The following is a 13,012-nucleotide window of genomic DNA, read 5'->3' as shown; positions in this document are numbered from 1 at the left end:
CCTTCCGGAGTCACCCAGTTGATGTTCTGGGCAGGATCCTTGATATCACAGGTCTTGCAGTGAACACAGTTCTGGGCGTTGATCTGGAACTTCTTGCCGCTGCCGTCTTCGGCTTCAACCACCTCGTATACGCCGGCCGGGCAGTAACGCTGCGCGGGCTCGTTGTACTTGGGCAGGTTGTCCTTCAGCGGAATGTCCGGATCGGTCAGTTTCAGGTGAACCGGCTGATCTTCCTCGTGGTTGGTGTTGGAAATGAACACCGACGACAGCTTGTCGAAGGTCAGGGTGTTATCCGGTTTCGGGTAATCGATCTTCTTGGCCTCGGACGCCGGCTTCAGGGTGGCGTAATCCGGGATGGTGTCGTGCAGGGTGAACGGCAGGCTGCGATGCAGGATGTTCTGCTCGAAGAAGGCGATGCCGCCGCCAACCACATTACCGAATTTGTGCATGGCCGGGCCAAAGTTGCGCTCGTCATACAGTTCTTTGTAGAGCCAGCTGTCCTTGAAGCGATCGGCAAAGCTGGTGATTTCCTCACCGGACTTGCCTTCCTTCAATGCTTCGAACACCGCTTCCGCGCCCAGCAGGCCAGATTTCATGGCGGTGTGGGAGCCCTTGATCTTGGAGAAATTCAGGGTGCCGGCATCACAGCCCAGCAACAGGCCACCCGGGAAGCTCATCTTCGGCAGGGAGTTGAAGCCGCCCTTGGTGATGGCGCGGGCACCGTAGGAAACACGCTTGCCGCCTTCCAGATACTGTTTGAACTCCGGGTGCAGCTTGAGGCGCTGGAATTCATCGAACGGGCTCAGGTGCGGATTGCTGTAGGACAGGTCGGTGATCAGGCCGACATAGACCTGGCCGTTCTCCAGGTGGTACAGGAAGGAACCGCCCGTAGAGCTGCTTTCACTCAGCGGCCAGCCCGTGGAGTGCACAACCAGGCCCGGCTCGTGTTTGGCCGGATCGATGTCCCACAGTTCCTTGATACCAATACCGTAGTGCTGGGGATCCTTGCCTTCGTCCAGCTTGAAGTCATTGATCAAGCGCTTGCCCAGGTGACCACGACAGCCTTCGGTGAACAGGGTGTACTTGGCGCGCAGCTCCATGCCCGGCATGTAGCCGTCTTTCTCGCTGCCGTCACGGGCCACGCCCATATCGCCGGTAATGATGCCTTTTACCTGGCCATCTTCAATGATGGTCTCGGAAGCGGCAAAGCCCGGGTAGACTTCCACGCCCAGGCCTTCGGCCTGCTCGGCGAGCCAGCGGCACAGATTGCCCAGACTGATGATGTAGTTGCCATGGTTGTGCATGTTCTTCGGCACAAAGGCATTGGGGATCTTGGTCGCTTTTTCCTGGTTCTTCAGCAGGAAAATGTCATCCCGGGTCACCGGGGTGTTCAGCGGTGCGCCTTTCTCTTTCCAGTCCGGGAAGAGTTCGTTTAGCGCGGTCGGCTCGAATACGGTACCGGCCAGGATATGAGCGCCGATCTCGGAACCCTTCTCAACGACACAGACCGTCAGTTCCTGTTCAGCTTCCTGAGCCAGCTGCATGACCCGGCAGGCAGCCGAAAGGCCAGCGGGCCCACCGCCGACGATAAGAACATCAAATTCCATCGATTCGCGTTCCACGTTGGTCTCCTCAAACTTCTTTTAATGGATATTATGTGCCCGCAGGCGGATAATTCAGGGGGGTTATCATACCGGTAAAACTCCGTATAGACGACTCCCCTTAGTCGAATAGCCCGACTTGATAACTCTTTTGACAACCCCAAGGGTAGCGCATATCGAAAATCAAACAAACGTTTGTTTGAAATTTGGCCTGTCCTTTGGCATTGTTTATAGAGGTGCTAAACGTGCTTTCTGAGTCGTTTTTTAGTATCGTCTCACAGCTTTGCTGAGTCAATACGGTTCAGTTGGCTGTGAAAACAGGCGTGGCGTGTCGACTGGGGCTATTGACCCCGTGCACCTTTGCCTGCAGTATAAGTCCGCCGTGACAGCAGGCCCCGCGTGAGGCCGCTGTTTGAACGTTCGGTCTGAAGCCCTTAATTCCGGCCTCACATCGAAACGACAGGAATCGAGAAACACTCCGTTTTCCGCATACGTGGAGTCGTGTTTTGAGAGTGTTTCTGATTGCGAGTCATTAAACCCATCGTAGAAGAACGAGGAATCTATGAAGGTTCTGGTCGCTGTAAAACGAGTTATCGACTACAACGTAAAGGTGCGCGTCAAGCCGGACAACACCGGCGTTGATCTCGCCAACGTCAAGATGGCAATGAACCCGTTCTGCGAAATCGCTGTAGAAGAAGCGGTTCGCCTGAAAGAGAAGGGTGTTGCCAGTGAAATCGTGGTGGTATCCATCGGCCCGAAGGCCGCCCAGGAGCAAATCCGTACTGCTCTGGCACTGGGTGCCGACCGTGGTATCCACATCGAAACCGACGAAGAGGTTCAGTCTCTCGAAGCGGCCAAGCTGCTGAAGAGCGTGGTGGAGAAGGAAGAGCCGAAGCTGGTTATCCTCGGTAAACAGTCCATCGATTCCGACAACAACCAGACCGGCCAGATGCTGGCCGCGCTGACCGGTATGGGTCAGGGCACCTTCGCGTCGGAAGTGGTTGTCGAAGGCGACAAGGTCAACGTCACCCGTGAAATCGACGGTGGCCTGATGACCCTGGCGCTGAACCTGCCGGCCGTGGTCACCACTGACCTGCGTCTGAACGAGCCGCGTTACGCTTCGCTGCCCAACATCATGAAGGCCAAGAAGAAGCCGCTCGAGTCCATGAGCCCGGCCGATCTGGGTGTCGACATTGCCAACCGTCTGTCCACCCTGAAAGTGGAAGCACCGGCCGCCCGTCAGGCGGGTGTGAAGGTAGCGGACGTTGCTGAGCTGGTCGATAAACTGAAGAACGAAGCGAAGGTGATCTAAATGAGCATCCTTGTAATTGCTGAACATGACAACAGCGAGCTGAAGCAGGCAACCCTGAACGTAGTCGCCGCTGCCAAAGCCATCGGTGGCGATATCGACGTACTGGTTGCCGGCGAGAACTGCGGCGCTGTAGGCGAAGCAGCGGCGAAGGCCGAAGGCGTGAACAAGGTACTGGTTGCCGACAACGCCGCTTACGGTCACTTCCTGGCGGAAAACCTGGGTGAACTGGTTGCCGAAGTGGGCAAGGGCTACAGCCACATCCTGGCTGCCGCCGGTACCACCGGTAAGGACTTCATGCCGCGCGTTGCTGCGCTGCTGGACGTGGCTCAGGTCTCCGACATCATGCGCGTCGAGTCTGAAGACACCTTCGTTCGTCCGATCTACGCTGGTAACGCCATTGCTACTGTGAAGGCGAACGACGCCATCAAGGTCATCACCGTACGTCCGACCGCATTTGATCCGGTTGCCGCAGAAGGCGGTTCCGCCGCTGTTGAGCAGCTGGACGTGGTAAAAGACGCCGGCCTGTCCGCCTTCGTGAGCGAAGAGCTGGCCAAGTCCGACCGTCCGGACCTCGGCAGCGCCGGTATTGTGGTTTCCGGTGGCCGTGGCATGCAGAACGGCGACAACTTCAAGATGCTGGAGCAGGTAGCTGATCTGCTGGGCGCCGCCGTGGGTGCATCCCGTGCCGCCGTGGACGCCGGCTTCGTGCCGAACGACATGCAGGTCGGTCAGACCGGTAAGATCGTTGCTCCGCAGCTGTACATCGCTGTTGGTATCTCCGGTGCCATCCAGCACCTGGCCGGTATGTCCGACTCCAAGGTGATCGTTGCGATCAACAAGGACGAGGAAGCGCCGATCTTCCAGGTTGCCGATTACGGCCTGGTCGCGGACCTGTTCGAAGCGGTTCCGCAGCTTGAAGAAGAGTTGAAGAAAGTTCTGTAACTTTCTGAGAGCTCAGAAAAAAGGCACCTACGGGTGCCTTTTTTTATGCTTCCTGGAAACGATCCGTTTTTCCGCTTTGCCGATAATCAGGGTGTCGGCCAGTATGTGCAGCGCCCGATTGGTGGTGCGCACGCCGTGGTAAATCTGTTGACTGGTCTGGTCATGGGTTTCCCGGGCTTTGCGGGCAGTTTGACGGAACTGGTCATCCCGGGAGAAATGATCAATCAGCCCAAAGGTAGTCGAGGAAATGGCCTTGTGGACCTTCTCCACGGCTGTCGCGCCGCCGGTAACGGTTTCTTCAAGCAACCTCGCACGGTTACGGACTTCCAGCAGGTCCATCCGGCTTTTCTGGATCGCACTGTTCGCGGCAATGCGCTGGGAATTCACCACCCGCAGACGGCGACGGCTGTCGAGCAGTTGCCAGTATGTATAGGCCAGCCCTGCTGCGCTTGCTGTCAACAGGGTGGCAGAGGCAATCAGAGTAGACATGGGTTACCTCAATCAGCGATATTCAATGTGCATCTGCACGTCGATTTCACGTTCATCCAGTTCCCGTTCCAGTTCCTTCATCACTTCCTGATACACCATTTTTTTAACCATGACAGGCAAGTGGTCGGCCAGAACGCGGGCCGAACGGGATTCCCGCTTGGCAACAGAAATCGGATCCACGACCCGTAACGTAAGGATCAGCTCGGGATCCCGATCCGGTTCTGTGATGTCATCATTTTCCATCATCTGGGCGATGACTTTACGCTGCTCGCAGATCTGCCAGAAAAGAAAGGCACTGAAGGCGGCAAGCAGCAAGCTCAGGATCAGTAACAGTGTCACCAAGGTTGACCTCCGGGACGTGTGTGTTTTTCATTGTGTTTCCTGCAGTGTGCCGGATACATTGTGACAAACGATTGGCCGTGCCGACGATCCTTTTAAGGAGATATTACATGGTTTGGTTCAAGGCATTTGTGAGTGGCTTTCTCGCGACCCTTATTTTCCACCAGGGACTGTTTGCTTTGTTCTATCTGGGCGGCACGGTGCCAATGGCGCCCTTCAATTTGACACCGGTACCGCCTTTTGGCGTGCCGGCGGTGGTATCCCTGGCGTTTTTCGGAGGGCTCTGGGGTATCGTGCTTTGGGCCCTTTTGGGGCGTCTGGCCGGGGTGAAATTCTGGCTGGGCCATGTCATTGTAGGGGCGATCGGCCCAACTGCGGTTGCCATGCTGGTCGTATTCCCCCTGAAAAGCCTTGATGTGTCCGCCCAGACCTGGATGGGCGGGCTGGTACTGAACGGCTTCTGGGGCCTGGGTGTCGCGATCTTCATGCACGTTTTCCAACGTAATAACTAAAAGGATGAATAATGACGAAATCAACGGACACAACCTATGACCTGGTGGTCTTCGGGGCAACGAGCTTTGTGGGGCAGATCCTCACACGGTATCTGCTGGATACCTATGGCGTGGGGCAATCGGTTTCCTGGGCAATCGCCGGACGTTCACAGGGCAAACTCGACAAGCTCAAGGGCGACCTGGGGCCCAAAGGTACGGAACTGCCAGTTATCATTGCTGATGCTGCGGATGAGGCTGATTTGCAGGCCATGTGTGACCAGACGCGGGTTATCATCTCCACGGTAGGACCCTACGCATTGTACGGTGAGCCTCTGGTTCAGGCCTGTGTGCGCACCGGAACCGATTATTGCGACCTGGCCGGGGAAGTGCAATGGATTCGCAAGATGGTGGAGCGCTACGAGGAAGAGGCGAAGTCGTCCGGCGCCCGCATTGTCCATTGTTGCGGCTTTGACTCCATCCCTTCGGATATGGGCGTCTGGTTCCTGCAGAATAAAGCGGAAGAGACCTTTGGCGCGCCTTGTCGCGATGTCCGTATGCGGGTGAAGGTCGCCAAAGGCGAGTTTTCGGGTGGCACCGTGGCTTCCATGATGAACGTGGCCAGGGAAGCCGCAGCGGATCCGAAGCTGCGAAAGGAACTGGCGAACCCGTTCTCCATCTGTCCGCCGGAGCACCGCTCGACGACCCGGCAGCCGAGCCTCAAAGGTGCCGAATTCGACAAAACCTTCAATGCCTGGCTCGCGCCCTTTGTTATGGGTGCGATCAACACCCGGGTGGTGCATCGCTCCAACGCCTTGCAGGATGCCCGGTACGGCAAGGAGTTCACCTACGACGAAGCGATGATGACAGGCCGTGGCGCCAGGGGTCGACTGGCTTCGTACGCCATCACCGGCGGTCTGGCCGCGTTCTTTACTGCCTCTGCTATCAAGCCAACCCGCTGGCTGGTGGAGAAGTTCGTGCCCAAGCCCGGCGAAGGGCCCAGCCCGGAGGCCCAGAAAGCCGGATTCTACGATCTGCGCTTTGTTGGCCGGACCGAGGACGGCAAAACCATCATCACCAAGGTGACCGGCGATCAGGACCCAGGGTACGGTTCCACCGGCAAAATGCTGGGTGAGGCGGGCATGTGCCTGGCGTTTGATGTACCCGCCGAACAGCCGGGCGGATTCTGGACACCGGCATCGGTGCTGGATGGCAAACTGCTTGAGCGCCTGACCTCCAAAGCGGGCCTGACCTTCGAGGTAGTGGAAACCCGCTAGCTGAGGTGAACCACCGCGTCGGAGTCAGGAATGGCTTCCGGCGCGTGGCCCAGACTGATGACGGTTTTCCCGCTGAGCCAGGTCGGCAGACGCGCGTTGATCCGGTCGCGGGTTTTAGCATCCACCCCAGTGAATGGCTCGTCCAGAATGACAATAGGGCGGGAAGTCAGCAGCACCCTGGCCAGGGCGATGCGCCGGGCCTCGCCGCCCGATAAACGGCTGCCTCTGGCACCAAGCCAGGTATTCAGCTGTTCCGGCTCATGAACGAATCGTTCCGCCATACCCACCAGTTCCAGCACGCTCCAAAGCTGTTGATCCGTGGCGCCGGAATGACCCAGCAAAAGATTGGACCGCAAGGTATCTTCAAACAACACCGTTTGTTGCGTCAGATAGCAACATTCCCGGGTGACATGCGAGCCGGCCGTTGGCGTTATCAGTCCCGCCAGAGCGTCGGCGAGTGAGGATTTTCCGGAACCGGATACCCCGATAATTCCCAGCCATTGCCCGCATTCGACGGACAGATTGAAATGGGTCATCAGCGGCGGATGGTTCGGGTGCCGCAGGGTCAGGTTACGGATCTCGACTGCCACATTTTCCTGCAAAGCAGGGCTGGTTTCCGGGGCCGGATGACGTTCAGGCGTATCGTGACAGTCCCGGTTCAGTCTGGCGGCGGAGGCTATCGTGCCACCGAGTCGGCCGAAGGCGTCAGGCAGCATGGCGTAGACCTCGCCCAACCCCAGCAGCGCGATGGGCAGCAACACCATGACCGGACCGCTGATGGCATCAATGCTGTAGAGCTGTAGCCCCATCCACAGCGCACAAACCACCGCCAGGTTGATCAATACCTGGGTCAGGGCAGAGTGCCAGCCCACGCGGGTTTCCGTCTCTGCCTGCTGCCGTGTCACCCAGGAAGCATTACGCAGCAGCCAGGCGGCATGCTTTCCGGTACGTCCAGCGGCGGTGAGTTCTGCAAACCCATCCAGGTGTTCTATCACGCCGGTGCGGATTTCCTCGGTTTCGTCGGTTTGCCGAGAGGTCAGCGCGCAGGTTCTGACAAAAACCGCCACCGTTGCCCCCACAAACGCCACGGTTAGCAGGGCGAGCAGGATCAGTGCCAGTTGCCAGCTGTAAAACAGGGCCGCCGTGATCACCAGGAGCATGGTCACCAATGCGGCCAGCGCCGTCGGGGCGATCAGGCGAAGGTACAGGGTATCTAGTGCATCCACATCACTGGTCAGCCGCGAAAGCCACTGGGAGCCCCTGAGGGCTGACCGGCTGCCACGTCTGGCCAGGGACAGCTGACGGAACAGGGTAACCCGGATATCGGTGAGCAGCCTCAGCACCGTATCGTGGTTGTAGACGCGTTCAAGGTAGCGCGCCACGGTGCGAGTGACCGCAAACAACCGGATACCGCCACCGGGTATATAGAGGTTAAGGGATGCCTGCACACCGGCAGCCAGAAGCAGTCCGGTGAGTGCCGTTGCGGTAATAAACCAGCCTGAAAGTGCCAGCAGCCCCATACCGGCAAGCAGCGTCAGCAACATTAACAGACCGCCGGTTATCAGCCGCCCCGGGCGCTGGAAGATCAGTGCCAGCCAGGGTTTGAGTTCAGGCATTGCGAACCCCTCCCTGCGAGACCAGAAGAATACGGTTGGCCAGTGTGAGCAGCGCCTGGTGGTGGGTGGCAAAGATCAGCGTTTTGCCGGCAACCGACAGTTTATGCAACGCCTCCAGCACGAAAATCTCGCTGTCGGTGTCCAGTCCGGCGGTCGGCTCATCCAGCAGGATCAGGTCATAATCCGCCACAAAGATCCGGGCCAGGCTCAGGCGCCGGGCCTGACCGCCGGACAGCCCCTGACCATCCTCGGAGACCGTGCTGTAGATTCCCTGGTCCCGGTTGTCGATCAGGTATCCCAGCCCCACATGGCGCAGCGCCGCCTCGATGGCGATGTCTGATGCATCCGGCGTGGTCAGACGGAGGTTATCCGCCCAGCTGCCATGCACCAGAAACGCCGACTGCCCGAGCCAGCCAAAGCGGAAACTGCCGGCGGGCTGGCCGAACACGTCAACAGTGCCTTCATCGGGACGGATGAAACCGGCCAGGATTTGCAGCAGGGTAGACTTGCCGCCCCCCGAAGGTCCGGTCAGGGCAACGACATCACCGCGTTCAATGGCCAGGGACTGATTACTGAAAACCTGCGGGCCATCGCCATACCTCATTGAGATACCCTGCAGGCTAATCCGGCTGTTGTTCCCATTTACCCCCTGCTGTGTTGGCGCGGTGACTGGTCGCGAATGGGGTTCGGGTGTCGAGCGCAACCTGGCCAGAAGTTCGGCGCTGGCGCCCAGCGCTGCGGCCCGGTCGTGATAGTGCTGGGAGAGGGTACGCAGGGGCTGGAAAAACTCCGGCGCCAGCAACAACACCAACAGGCCGGAAAACAGCGTCAGCTCCCCGGCGGGACCCCAGGCGATGTAACCCAGCAGGCCAAACCCGATGTAGATGGCGATGACCGCGATAGCGACTGACGCAAAGAATTCCAGAACGGCGGAGGAAAGGAAGGCCACCTTGAGGGTCTTCATGGTGATTCTGCGGTAGCGATCCGAGCGTTCACGAATGGCGGTGATGGCGGTATCCGTCGCGCCAAACAGTTGCAAAGTGGTGAGCCCGCGCACCTTGTCGAGAAACTGGCCCGACAGTCGGCTGATGGTTTCAAAATGCTGTTGGTTAAGCTTTTCCGCTCCCATCCCCACCAGGGCCATGAATATCGGAATCAGGGGCGCGGACAGCAGCAGGAAAATGCCCGCAAGCCAGTCCAGCCAGAGCACGACCACCAGAATGATCAGCGGGAGCGCAACGGCCAGCACCAGTTGCGGCAGGAAACGGGCGAAATAACCATGCAGGGCATCCACATGATCAATCCATTCCCGCGCCAGGGTGCCTGCGGATTGCTGCCCGAGGTGAACCGGGCCACAGGCCCGCCAGTGACGATTGAGTTGGCGACGGACATCCGCACGAACCTTGCGGCTGCATTGGGCCGCCACCCGGGTCTGGAGGCCCTGGGCGACACCACGAACCAGGATGGCAGCCACCAGCCCGGCGAACAGGGCGCCCAGTTCGGTCACCGGTGCCTTATCGACCACGCCGAGATAGACAATGCGTGCCAGCAACGCCATCTGGGCAATGGTGGCCAGCCCGGCCACCGTGCCCGCGATAACCGCTCCCCGAATCAGGGAGCGGCTGCCCCGGGCCAGATCACCCAGCCATGTCCGGACGTCCGCAGGCGTCGGTTCGGTCACTTAATGATATCCCTCGCCGGCCCGGACCTTGCCGCGGAATACCCAGTACGTCCAGGCGGTATACGTCAGCACAATGGGAATCACGAACAGCAGACCAAGCAACAGGAACAGCTGGGACTCATAGGCGGAAGCCGCATCCCACAGGGTGTAATCCGGTGGTACCACATAGGGCCAGCGGCTGACGATCAGGCCCAGGTACGTAAAGATGAACAACCCCATGGTCGCTACGAATGGCATACCCTCAAACCGGTTGCGGACCGAGCGGTAAATCTGGAACGCACACAGCAGCGTCAGCGCCGGCAGGATCCAGATCACACTGAGGTTGGAGAACCAGCGGTCCCGTACCATGTCATCCACAAACGGTGTCCACACACTGATAATTCCAAACACCACCAGCACGCCGCCCAGCAGCGGCAGGGCCAGTTTGTATGCCCAGTCCTGCAGGTGGCCTTCCGTTTTCAGGATCAGCCAGGTGGTGCCGAGCAGCGCATAACCGGCGAGCATGCCGAGCCCGGTCAGCACCGTGAACGGGGTTAACCAGTCCAGGGCGCTACCGACGTACACGCCATCCATGGTTTCAAAGCCCTGGATGTAGGCGCCCACCACTGCGCCCTGGGAAAACGCCGCCAACGTGGAGCCGCCGGCAAAGGCCCAGTTCCAGAGATAACGGGATGTTTGGGCCTTAAAGCGAAACTCGAATGCCACGCCCCGGAAAATCAGCCCCGCCAGCAACAGGAACACACCGATGTACAGTGCAGGCAGCAGGATGGAGTACACCATCGGGAATGCCGCCAACAGCCCGGCGCCGCCCAGCACCAGCCAGGTCTCGTTGCCGTCCCATACCGGGGCGACGGTGTTCATCATGGTATCCCGGTCTTCCTCGGAAGGCGCAAAGGGAAAGAGAATGCCAACACCCAGGTCAAACCCGTCCATCAACACGTACATGATGATGCCAAAACCAATAATGAAGGCCCAGATAAGGGGCAGATCAAACAGTTCCATAATCAATGGCCTCGGTGTTTGGTGGGTTTCGCGGTACCGACAAGGTCGCCTTCATCGTGCTCAATCTCAAAGGGCACATGGGTTGCGGACAACGGGCGTTTCGGGCGCTCCGCTTCATGATCGTCGTCTTCGTGTGAGTCCTCCAGACCGACATACAGTACACGCATGAGGTAGTAGACCCCGGCAGAGAACACCAGGGCGTACACCACGATATAGCCGATCAGAGTGAAAAGGGCCATGCCGCCGGTGAGGGACGGGGTGACCGAATCAGCGTGGTTCATCATCCCGTACACCAGCCAGGGCGCGCGGCCGGTTTCCGTCACGATCCAGCCGGCGAGTACCGCAATAAAGGGGGTAATGCTCATAAACCGCAACCCCTGCAGGAACCAGGGAGAACGCCAGTAGCGACCACCCGCCCTGAGGATCAGACCGGTCACCGCAAAGGCGATCATCAGCAGGCCAAGGCCCACCATCACCCGGAATGCCCAGAACACCAAGGCAACCGGGGGCTGCTCATCGGCCGATATTTCGTTCAGGCCCGGAACCTCGCCATCCCAATCGTGGGTGAGGATGAGGCTAGCCACGCCCGGCAAGCCAATCTCAAACAGATTGGTCTGGTTTTCCTGGTCCGGAATCGCGAACAGCAACAACGGCACATGGGTTGAGGTTTCCCAGTTGCCCTCCATTGCCGCCACTTTCATCGGCTGGTGTTCCAGGGTGTTCAGGCCATGAAAATCACCGACAACCGCTTGCAGAGGCGCGATGAACAGCAACAGCCAGAGGCACATCGACAGCGCCTTCTTGTTCGCTTCCACCTCACGGCCCCGCAACAGGTACCAGGCACTAACGCCCGCCACCACGAAACTGCCGGTCAGGAACGACGCCAGCCCCATGTGCATAAAGCGATAGGGGAAAGACGGGTTGAAAATGGCTTCGCTCCAGGAGGTTACGTAGAACACGCCATCACGCAGTTCCGTACCTGCAGGGGTGTGCATCCAGCTGTTTGCAGACAGGATCCAGAACGAGGAAATAAAAGTACCCAGCGCCACCATAATGGACGCAAACAGGTGAACCCCGGCCGGTACCTTGTTACGCCCGAACAGAAGCACGCCAAGAAACGCCGCTTCCAGGAAGAACGCCGTCACCACCTCATAACTGAGAACCGGGCCGAGGAAGTTGGCCGAGGCCTGGGCAAAATTGCTCCAGTTGGTGCCGAACTGGAACGACATCACTATGCCGGACACCACCCCCATACCGAAGACAACGGCAAAGACCTTGGTCCAGAAACCCGAAAGCTTTTCCCATACCGGATTGCGTGTTTTAAAGAAGAGCCCTTCAAGCACAGCGATGAAGGAAGCAAGCCCGATGGTGAACACCGGAAAGATGGCGTGAAATGACACCACAAACGCGAACTGGATTCGCGATAGGATGAGAGGATCAAGTTCCATTGGGAACCTCCGGTAACTACTCACACGTTACAAAAACGGGCAAAGCGCGCCCGTTCGGCCGCTGCCTGAGCTCATGTTGTAAAGTTGTTATTACCGGCAGATGCGGGTCATGCTACTAAAAACAGGACCTTAACCAATAGGACAAATTGCTCTGTCCTTGATTTAAAACAAGTATGGCGAACCCCATGAGCTTTTACGAAGACAAAATACTGCCTCACATCATAGACTGCACCTGCTCCGTGGGCCAGGTGATGAAACTGCGCAGCCAGGTCGTACCGAAGGCCAGGGGCGTGGTGCTGGAAGTCGGCATGGGTTCCGCCATCAACCTGGAATTCTATAACCCGGACACCGTCAGCCTGGTCTACGGCCTGGAGCCGTCAGAAGGCATGCGCCGAAAAGCCCGGGAAAACCTCAGCCGGTCACCGGTAAACGTGGAATGGCTGGATCTGCCGGGCGAGAAAATTCCGCTGCCCGACAACAGCGTGGACACCGTTCTGCTGACCTTCACCCTGTGCACCATTCCCGACTGGCGCGCCGCCCTGGAACAGATGAAACGGGTACTCAAACCCGACGGAGAACTGCTGTTCCTGGAACACGGAGAGTCCTGTGACCAAGGCGTTCGCCGCTGGCAACACCGAATCACCCCGGGCTGGAAAAAACTGGCCGGCGGCTGCCACCTGAACCGCCCGATAGCCGACCTGATCCGCGAGACCGGGTTCGACATTCTGGAACTGGACAACTTCTACGTGCCGAAAGCCCCAAAGATCGCCGGCTATATCTACAAGGGCAGGGCGGTCAAAGCGGCGTGAGCTTTCCC

General features: G+C 58.6%; 12 protein-coding genes. 5 read left to right on the top strand and 7 right to left on the bottom strand.

Annotated elements, in window-relative coordinates; genetic code table 11:
* Nucleotides 1–1,622: electron transfer flavoprotein-ubiquinone oxidoreductase (locus tag ACJO5Y_RS02135; RefSeq protein WP_406984723.1), on the bottom strand; the 1,622-nt coding region annotated here is incomplete at its 3' end.
* A 541-nt stretch (nt 1,623–2,163) separates the two neighbouring features.
* Between ACJO5Y_RS02135 and ACJO5Y_RS02130 the strand changes: the two genes are divergently transcribed.
* Entirely contained in the window at nt 2,164–2,913 is a 750-nt protein-coding gene (locus tag ACJO5Y_RS02130; protein ID WP_406984721.1) for an electron transfer flavoprotein subunit beta/FixA family protein, read from the top strand.
* Nucleotides 2,914–3,855 (top strand): electron transfer flavoprotein subunit alpha/FixB family protein, encoded by a 942-nt coding sequence (locus ACJO5Y_RS02125; protein ID WP_406984720.1) that lies wholly within the window; start codon nt 2,914–2,916, stop codon nt 3,853–3,855.
* A gap of 27 nt (nt 3,856–3,882) precedes the next feature.
* Here ACJO5Y_RS02125 and ACJO5Y_RS02120 read toward each other — a convergent pair whose 3' ends face one another.
* The gene (locus tag ACJO5Y_RS02120; protein ID WP_406984719.1) at nt 3,883–4,344 is read right to left on the bottom strand and encodes a hypothetical protein; all 462 of its coding nucleotides are present in this window, start codon (nt 4,342–4,344) and stop codon (nt 3,883–3,885) included.
* 12 nt (nt 4,345–4,356) lie between these two features.
* Nucleotides 4,357–4,683, bottom strand: a complete 327-nt coding sequence (locus ACJO5Y_RS02115; RefSeq protein WP_406984730.1) for a hypothetical protein — start codon at nt 4,681–4,683, stop codon at nt 4,357–4,359.
* A gap of 110 nt (nt 4,684–4,793) precedes the next feature.
* Between ACJO5Y_RS02115 and ACJO5Y_RS02110 the strand changes: the two genes are divergently transcribed.
* Together ACJO5Y_RS02110 and ACJO5Y_RS02105 are read left to right on the top strand one after the other, a co-directional pair.
* The gene (locus tag ACJO5Y_RS02110; protein ID WP_406984717.1) at nt 4,794–5,195 is read left to right on the top strand and encodes a hypothetical protein; all 402 of its coding nucleotides are present in this window, start codon (nt 4,794–4,796) and stop codon (nt 5,193–5,195) included.
* Between the two features lie 11 nt (nt 5,196–5,206).
* Nucleotides 5,207–6,448: a saccharopine dehydrogenase family protein gene (locus tag ACJO5Y_RS02105; protein WP_406984716.1), complete on the top strand. Its 1,242-nt coding sequence runs from the start codon at nt 5,207–5,209 to the stop codon at nt 6,446–6,448.
* On the opposite strand, the gene cydC is transcribed toward ACJO5Y_RS02105, so the two are convergent.
* From cydC to ACJO5Y_RS02085, 4 genes are read right to left on the bottom strand one after another with little or no spacing between them, the layout of a single operon-like run.
* Nucleotides 6,445–8,064 (bottom strand): thiol reductant ABC exporter subunit CydC, encoded by a 1,620-nt coding sequence (gene cydC / locus ACJO5Y_RS02100; RefSeq protein ID WP_406984715.1) that lies wholly within the window; start codon nt 8,062–8,064, stop codon nt 6,445–6,447. The genes ACJO5Y_RS02105 and cydC overlap by 4 nt on opposite strands.
* Nucleotides 8,057–9,745, bottom strand: a complete 1,689-nt coding sequence (gene cydD / locus ACJO5Y_RS02095) for a thiol reductant ABC exporter subunit CydD (protein ID WP_406984714.1) — start codon at nt 9,743–9,745, stop codon at nt 8,057–8,059. The genes cydC and cydD overlap by 8 nt, the downstream gene beginning before the upstream one ends.
* The gene (gene cydB / locus ACJO5Y_RS02090; protein ID WP_406984713.1) at nt 9,746–10,747 is read right to left on the bottom strand and encodes a cytochrome d ubiquinol oxidase subunit II; all 1,002 of its coding nucleotides are present in this window, start codon (nt 10,745–10,747) and stop codon (nt 9,746–9,748) included.
* Between the two features lie 2 nt (nt 10,748–10,749).
* On the bottom strand, nt 10,750–12,195 hold the full coding sequence (locus tag ACJO5Y_RS02085; RefSeq protein ID WP_406984712.1) for a cytochrome ubiquinol oxidase subunit I: 1,446 nt from the start codon (nt 12,193–12,195) through the stop codon (nt 10,750–10,752).
* 185 nt (nt 12,196–12,380) lie between these two features.
* Here ACJO5Y_RS02085 and ACJO5Y_RS02080 point away from each other — a divergent pair, with 185 nt between their 5' ends.
* Nucleotides 12,381–13,004 carry a class I SAM-dependent methyltransferase gene (locus tag ACJO5Y_RS02080; protein WP_406984710.1) on the top strand — a complete coding sequence of 208 codons (624 nt, stop codon included), beginning with the start codon at nt 12,381–12,383 and terminating at the stop codon, nt 13,002–13,004.
* Nucleotides 13,005–13,012: the final 8 nt, after the last annotated feature.

It is taken from the genome of Marinobacter alkalisoli, assembly GCF_045449855.1.
Taxonomy (GTDB): Bacteria; Pseudomonadota; Gammaproteobacteria; order Pseudomonadales; family Oleiphilaceae; genus Marinobacter.
This window is presented reverse-complemented; position numbering and strand designations above follow the sequence as displayed.

What these genes read in the sequence shown, in the direction of transcription:
- ACJO5Y_RS02130 (WP_406984721.1), top strand. Translation starts at nt 2,164, where the DNA reads ATGAAGGTTCTGGTCGCTGTAAAACGAGTTATCGACTACAACGTAAAG.
- ACJO5Y_RS02125 (WP_406984720.1), top strand. Translation starts at nt 2,914, where the DNA reads ATGAGCATCCTTGTAATTGCTGAACATGACAACAGCGAGCTGAAGCAG.
- ACJO5Y_RS02120 (WP_406984719.1), bottom strand. Translation starts at nt 4,344, where the DNA reads ATGTCTACTCTGATTGCCTCTGCCACCCTGTTGACAGCAAGCGCAGCA.
- ACJO5Y_RS02110 (WP_406984717.1), top strand. Translation starts at nt 4,794, where the DNA reads ATGGTTTGGTTCAAGGCATTTGTGAGTGGCTTTCTCGCGACCCTTATT.
- ACJO5Y_RS02105 (WP_406984716.1), top strand. Translation starts at nt 5,207, where the DNA reads ATGACGAAATCAACGGACACAACCTATGACCTGGTGGTCTTCGGGGCA.
- cydC (WP_406984715.1), bottom strand. Translation starts at nt 8,064, where the DNA reads ATGCCTGAACTCAAACCCTGGCTGGCACTGATCTTCCAGCGCCCGGGG.
- cydB (WP_406984713.1), bottom strand. Translation starts at nt 10,747, where the DNA reads ATGGAACTGTTTGATCTGCCCCTTATCTGGGCCTTCATTATTGGTTTT.
- ACJO5Y_RS02085 (WP_406984712.1), bottom strand. Translation starts at nt 12,195, where the DNA reads ATGGAACTTGATCCTCTCATCCTATCGCGAATCCAGTTCGCGTTTGTG.
- ACJO5Y_RS02080 (WP_406984710.1), top strand. Translation starts at nt 12,381, where the DNA reads ATGAGCTTTTACGAAGACAAAATACTGCCTCACATCATAGACTGCACC.